The 5,920-nt window shown below is 65.2% G+C and carries 5 protein-coding genes; 1 reads left to right on the forward strand and 4 read right to left on the reverse strand.

What is annotated here, in order from left to right:
- The coding region (locus H483_RS40050; protein ID WP_238556264.1) for a helix-turn-helix domain-containing protein at positions 1 to 237 on the forward strand (237 nt) is incomplete at its 5' end.
- Positions 238 to 307: 70 nt separating this feature from the next.
- Here the strand turns inward: H483_RS40050 and H483_RS27315 are convergent.
- From H483_RS27315 to H483_RS27330, 4 genes are all read right to left on the reverse strand, one after another.
- On the reverse strand, positions 308 to 1,885 hold the full coding sequence (locus tag H483_RS27315; protein ID WP_031264774.1) for a class I adenylate-forming enzyme family protein: 1,578 nt from the start codon (positions 1,883 to 1,885) through the stop codon (positions 308 to 310).
- Positions 1,886 to 2,121: 236 nt separating this feature from the next.
- Positions 2,122 to 2,961 carry an enoyl-CoA hydratase-related protein gene (locus H483_RS27320; protein ID WP_017836481.1) on the reverse strand — a complete coding sequence of 280 codons (840 nt, stop codon included), beginning with the start codon at positions 2,959 to 2,961 and terminating at the stop codon, positions 2,122 to 2,124.
- Positions 2,958 to 4,787, reverse strand: a complete 1,830-nt coding sequence (locus tag H483_RS27325) for an acyclic terpene utilization AtuA family protein (protein ID WP_017836482.1) — start codon at positions 4,785 to 4,787, stop codon at positions 2,958 to 2,960. The genes H483_RS27320 and H483_RS27325 overlap by 4 nt, the downstream gene beginning before the upstream one ends.
- Positions 4,784 to 5,920, reverse strand: a 1,137-nt coding sequence (locus H483_RS27330; protein ID WP_017836483.1) for a biotin/lipoyl-containing protein, incomplete at its 5' end; no start/stop codon positions are given. The genes H483_RS27325 and H483_RS27330, both read right to left, overlap by 4 nt.

Consider the following 5,920-nt stretch of genomic DNA (forward strand, 5'->3'; position numbering starts at 1 on the left):
CGCAAACGCGTCTTGACCGCCGAGCAGATCGATAAGGCCCGCAACCGGATCGAGAAAGGGGAGGGGCCGTCGGCGATCGCCCGCGATCTCGGAGTGGGTCGGTCGACGCTGTACCGGGCCCTGCAAAGGCAAAACCGGGCGACGCTGTCGTGGGCGAAGCCGGCACCAGGGATCTCTGCACGGCGTCTGCCCAACCCCTTAGTGCCCGAGCCCAAGCTAATCGAGGACCATTCCTAATGCGTTTAACGGAGTTAGGCAGGGGCTTGGACGTCCTTGCGAATCGGGACCGTTGGAGGGTAGGTGCTATTCACTGCCGGAGAGCGACTTTTCTTATCTTCCCTGCCGGGGTGAGGGGCAATGACTCCACCTGACGTATCTCGGACGGGACTTTGTACTTGGCGAGCGAGCTGGTGCACCGTCGCAAGAGAGCGTCGGTGTCGAGGTCGGCTCCAGGTTTGGCAACCACGAAGGCGAGTCCCACCTCGCCATGCATCTCGTCTGGGACCCCGATCACTGCACACATCGCGACCGACTCGTCCTGGGCGATGACGTTTTCGACCTCCACGGGGTAAACGTTGTACCCGCCACGGACGTACATCTCTTTTCTCCGACCGCGTAGGACAATCCGGCCGTCCGATCGCTTGATGGCCATGTCGCCGGTAGCGAGCCATCCGTCAGACCGGAATGTTTCCGCAGTGTCCTCTGGTTTTTCCCAGTAGCCAGCCGCCACGCAGTTGCCACGGATAATTAATTCTCCCTCCTGGTCCGGACCCAGGATGTTGCCATCGAGGTCAGCGATGTGGGCGTCGAAGTCACCGATAGCCACCCCGAGGGTCTCGACCAAGTTCTCTAGGTCTTCACCCTTGGGGGAGATGATGCACCCGCCTGATGTTTCCGATAGTCCGTACAGATTCGCCAGCCGAATCCCCTCGAAAGAGGCGAGGATTTGCCGACCGGTGGCGGGCTCCACATTTGACCCGCCGACAATGCACAGTCGCACCGTGGAGGTGTCCGTTGAATGGAACTCCGGTAGGGCCATCATCATCCGATACATCGTGGGGACTCCGATGAAGATGGTCACGCCCGTGGTTGCGATGGTCTGTAGGGCGAGTTTTGGGCTGTATCGGGGAAGGAGTGCGACCTTCCCTCCGACCGTCATCGACGCGGTGACGGTGCAAGTCATGCCACCGACGTGGTTGAGCGGCATATGGCCGATGGAGACGTCGTCCGCGGTCTGATCCAGGTGATGCGCCTGAGCGAGGCCTGAGGCGATGATGCTGCGATGCGTGAGGGTAGCGCCTTTAGGGTCACCGGTGGTGCCGGATGTGTAGAGGATGACTGCAGGGTCGTCGGGGCTTACGTTCGCTTCTGCTGTCGTTAGCTCGTCTGCATCCCCGCCGAGGGTCAGGACCTGGTCCCACCGTCGACTGCCCTCAAATCCGTCTCCACCCACGAAGATGTAGTGGTCCACCAGAGGCAACTTGGGTCGTAGACGGTCTAGGAACGAGACGAAGTCGAAGTCGCCGTCTGAGGCCTCGCATACGAGCATCACCGCACCGGACTGGTTGAGCATGTACTCGAACTCCCGCTCGCGGTAGGACACGTTCAGGGTTACCAAGATCGCCCCGATCCGTGCCGTCGCGTGCCAGGTGATCAACCACTCGGCCGAGTTAAGCCCGGCGATCGCCACCCGATCACCATGCCCGATTCCACTTGCGATCAGCCCAGCCGCCAGCTGTGCGGCGGCGTCCGAGAATTCCCCGTAGGTCCAGCTTCTGTCCGTGCAGTGGAGGAAAGCGGAGTCACGGGACTGGCTGGCGAGCAGCGCCGGCAATGTAGAAGGAAGATTCGTAGTGTTGCTGTTCGACTGGATTGCATCGGCCATGAGTGTTCTCTTCTTTCGTATTTGTTACTTTCAGAAGTCTGTAGTTTCCGGGCGGACCGCCCGTGAGAGCTAAACCGTGTGGTCGTAATCAGCGTGGCTTTCAGAGGCCTGTGGATAGCTCTGCATGACTAGTCTGAATTGGTCCTTTCCAGGGAAAAGCAGCTAACGGTCGGGACATTGGTGAGATGAGCCTCCTGGGCGCCTTGGAAGCGGGGGATTGGCGGATGCGGGTGACTTCAAATTTTCGTAATTTTCTTCTGCGGCCGTGAAAAGCCATCATCCGTAGATGCCTCCGGTCGTATTTCGGTAAAACACCAATTCGGCTCTCGTTTCTCCATGAGGGCGGTTCGCCCCTCGACGCCCTCGTCGGAGGTGAAGAAGGACAAGGACCAGCTGTTCAGTTCGCCCATCCGCCTGCGGCCGTCGTCGGTCCGGGATTCGGCGACAAGTTTCTTTGTGCCTGCGAGCGCCTTGGGGCCGCCACGCATGAGCATTCTTGTGACCCGGTTGGTCTCGGCGTCGAGTTGATCTGCGGGGACCGCCCGGTTAATCAGGCCGTCGGTGACGGCGGTGGCTGCGTCGATCGTCGCTCCGGTGAGGAAGAGTTCGACCGCGCGGTGGCGGCGCATCCGTCGCAGCACCGGCACCGAGATCACGGCTGGGACCACGCCGATTCGGACCTCGGTGAAGGCGAAGGAGATCTGGTCGGAGGCCACGACGATGTCGCAGGCCGAGGCCAGACCGACGCCGCCGGCGCGAACCGGGCCCGCGATCCGGGCCACCACGGGCTTCGGGCTGGACCATAGGAGCTCGACGATCTCCCCGAGCTCGACCTCGGTCTCGTCGCTCGCCGTGCCGATCTCCCTGAGATCGGCCCCTGCGCAGAAGGACGGACCGAGATGGGTCAGCACGATGACCCGGACATCGTCGTCGGATACCGCGGCGGCGAGTTGATCCCGTAGCTGGCGGCGGAGCTGTCGGGACAGCGCGTTGCGATTGTGCGGGGAGTCCAGAACGATGCTCCCGACGCCACCGGAGACCTCGAGCCGGACCAGTTCGGCCGGAGTCGCATTCATCGTTCCTCCACGAGGTCAGTCGATACGGTGACGTGGCGGGCCAGGATGTACTCGGCCAGTCCCTTGGCCTGCGCGTCAAACGCCAGGCTCGAGGACACGCCGCGGCCGAGATGGCCCCGGATGACGAAATTCAGGGCGTTCAGGTTGGGCAGCGGCACCCGGGTGACGCGGTCCGGGGTGGTGCCGGGGACGAGTGCCGAGAACCTCTCCGCGGTCATGTGCTCCTCGAGCCAGTCGTGGATGGTCTCGTTTTTGGCCCACAGCCCGACGTTCGCGTTGCCGCCCTTGTCGCCCGAGCGGGCGTGCACCAAGTCGCCGAGCGCCACCGAGACAGTCGGTCCGCTCGCATCGTTCGCAGGTGAACCAGCAGCGCCGCGGCCGCGACCGCCCTCGTTGCTGTCGTTGTTGTCACCGTGGTGGTCGTGGGGTCTCCCACCGTCTCCCGAGGAGACGCCGGCGGTCGCGCCGACCGGCGCCATCTTCACGGTGTCGTCGCCGACAGTGGCGTACGCGGTGACGAGGTCCGCCGGCACCAGCGCAGGCTGGTACACCGCGTAACCGACCGCAGGGGTAGGTGGGGTGGTGGTGAAGAAGCCCGGGTAGCTCGATAGGCCGGTCTCTACGACGGCGGAGGAGAATCCGCGGCCGACTAGCCTCTCGTCGTCACCGGCCACGGCGATGCGCAGCATTGAGATCGACTCGCCGAAGGTCTGTGGGTCTTCGACGGGGCGGCCGAGCAGTGAGACGTCGACGTCGGCGAAGGCGTCGCGGCCGCCGGGGATGCGGCTCCACACCGCTCGCTCGGCCAGTTCGGCCTTGGCCTCGGGGTCGCGGCCGGTGATGACCAGGGTCATGGCGTTGCGGAAGGCCCCCGGGTAGGCCATCGAGACCTTGAGCGTCGACGTCGGTGCTCTCCCGGTAGTGCCTGAGATCTCGACCCGGTCCCGGCCGATCTGCTTAAGACGGATCGAGCGCAGGTCGGTGACGACGTCCGGGTTGAGGTACTCGCGACCCTGGATCTCGTAGAGCAGTTGCGCGGTGACGGTGTCGACGGTGACGGCTCCGCCCGTCCCTTCGCCCTTGGTGATGACGCTGCTGCCGTCGGCGCGGATCTCGGCGATCGGGAAACCCGCGGTCTCGATCCGCTCAATCCCGGAGAACCCGGCGAAATTGCCGCCGGTGGCCTGCGCACCGCACTCGACCACGTGGCCGGCGACCACCGCGCCCGCGAGCCGATTCCAGTCGGACTGGGCCCAGCCGTGTGCCCACGCGGTGGCGCCGACGATGAGTGCGGCGTCGGTGACGCGGCCGGTGACGACGATGTCCGCGCCCCGCTCGAGGCAGTTCACGATGGGCCACCCGCCCAGGTAGGCGTTGGCGACCAGGGCTGCGTCGGAGGTGATTGGCTCGCCGGTGTCGGCGTCGAGGAGAACCCCGTCGGCCACCAAGTTCGGGACCCGGTCGTGGATGTCGTCGCCGCTGACGTGGCCGACGGTCATCGACAGACCGAGTCGCTCGGCCATTTTCTCGACGGCTTGGGCTGCTCCCGGCGGGTTGAGGCCGCCGGCGTTGGATACGACCCGGATCCCGCGGTCCGCGCAGGTGCCGAGAATCTGCTCCAGTTGGGTGAGGAACAAGTTGGCGTATCCGCGGGAGGGGTCCTTGCGTCGCTGACGCTCGAGGATCGTCATGGTCAGCTCCGCCAGCCAGTCCCCGGTGAGGATGTCGACCTCGGCCGACTCGAGCAGCTCGACGCCGGCGGACAACCGGTCACCGAGGAAACCGCTCATACTGCCGATGCGGACGACTTTCTGATGGCCGGTCATGACGCCGCCTCTGACTGGGCGTCCCCGGTCACCACGACCAGCAACTGCTGGTAGTCGACGGTATCGCCGACAGCAACAAGGAGTTTATCCACAACTCCCGCCTCTTCGGCGGTGTAGCGGTGCTCCATCTTCATGGCTTCAAGCACCACCAGGGTGTCGCCGGTCTCTACCCGGTCCCCGACGGAGACCGGAGTGGCGACGACGGCGCCCGGCACCGTCGCGGTGACCGCTCCCCCGCCCTCGGCGGCGTCTGAGGCATACTCCAGTGGGGTCTTTTCCGTGAACCGGTAGCTGCCGCGCGCGGAATCGACGACCACCTCGTGCCCGTACTCGGCCACCTGAAAGACCTGGCGCAGGCCGTCAGCGTCGAGTACCAGCCTGGAGCCCGAATCGCCCAGGACGCGGATCTCAAGGGTCGACTCTCCGACTTCGGCGGTCCAGCGGCCGTCGCGCTCGAGACGAAGGCCCACCGTGTGCGTGCCACGCTCGCCCTCGATCTCGACGATGTCGGCCTGGCTGCGGACGTTTCGCCAGCCGAAACCCGTGAACGGCTGGATCGTCTTGCGCTCCTGCAGACGCAGAGCGGTGTGCAGGGCAGCAGCCACGGCGTGAAGGTTCTCGGCTTTGTCGTCCACGGTACGCTCGGCCAGGGACGGGTTGTCGTCCAGGAGCGCGGTCGAGAGCTGCCCGGTGCGGAAGTCCCCGTCGGCGAGGATTGCCCGGAGCAGGTCGCGGTTGGTGGCGACCCCGTGCACCCGGAGCCGGCCGAGCACCATGGACATCCGGTCGATGGCCTCGAGACGACTCCGGCCGTCGACGATGATTTTGGCGATCATCGGGTCATAGCGGCTCGAGACCGGGCTTCCCGACCGCACACCCAGCTCCCAGCGGGCCTGCGGCTCCTCGGGCGCCTCGAGGAGATGGACCGTCCCGGGCGAGGGCAGGTAGTCGTTCGCCGGGTCCTCGGCGTAGAGGCGGACCTCGACGGAGTGCCCGTCGAGGGGGATCTCCTCCTGCGAACGGGGAAGCCGTCCGCCGGAGGCCACCACGAACTGCCACTCGACCAGGTCCTCACCGGTGACCTGCTCGGTGACCGGGTGCTCTACTTGGAGACGGGTGTTCATCTCGAGGAA

Origin of the sequence: Dietzia sp. UCD-THP (assembly GCF_000349585.1) — a bacterium.
GTDB classification, from domain to species: domain Bacteria; phylum Actinomycetota; class Actinomycetes; order Mycobacteriales; family Mycobacteriaceae; genus Dietzia; species Dietzia natronolimnaea_A.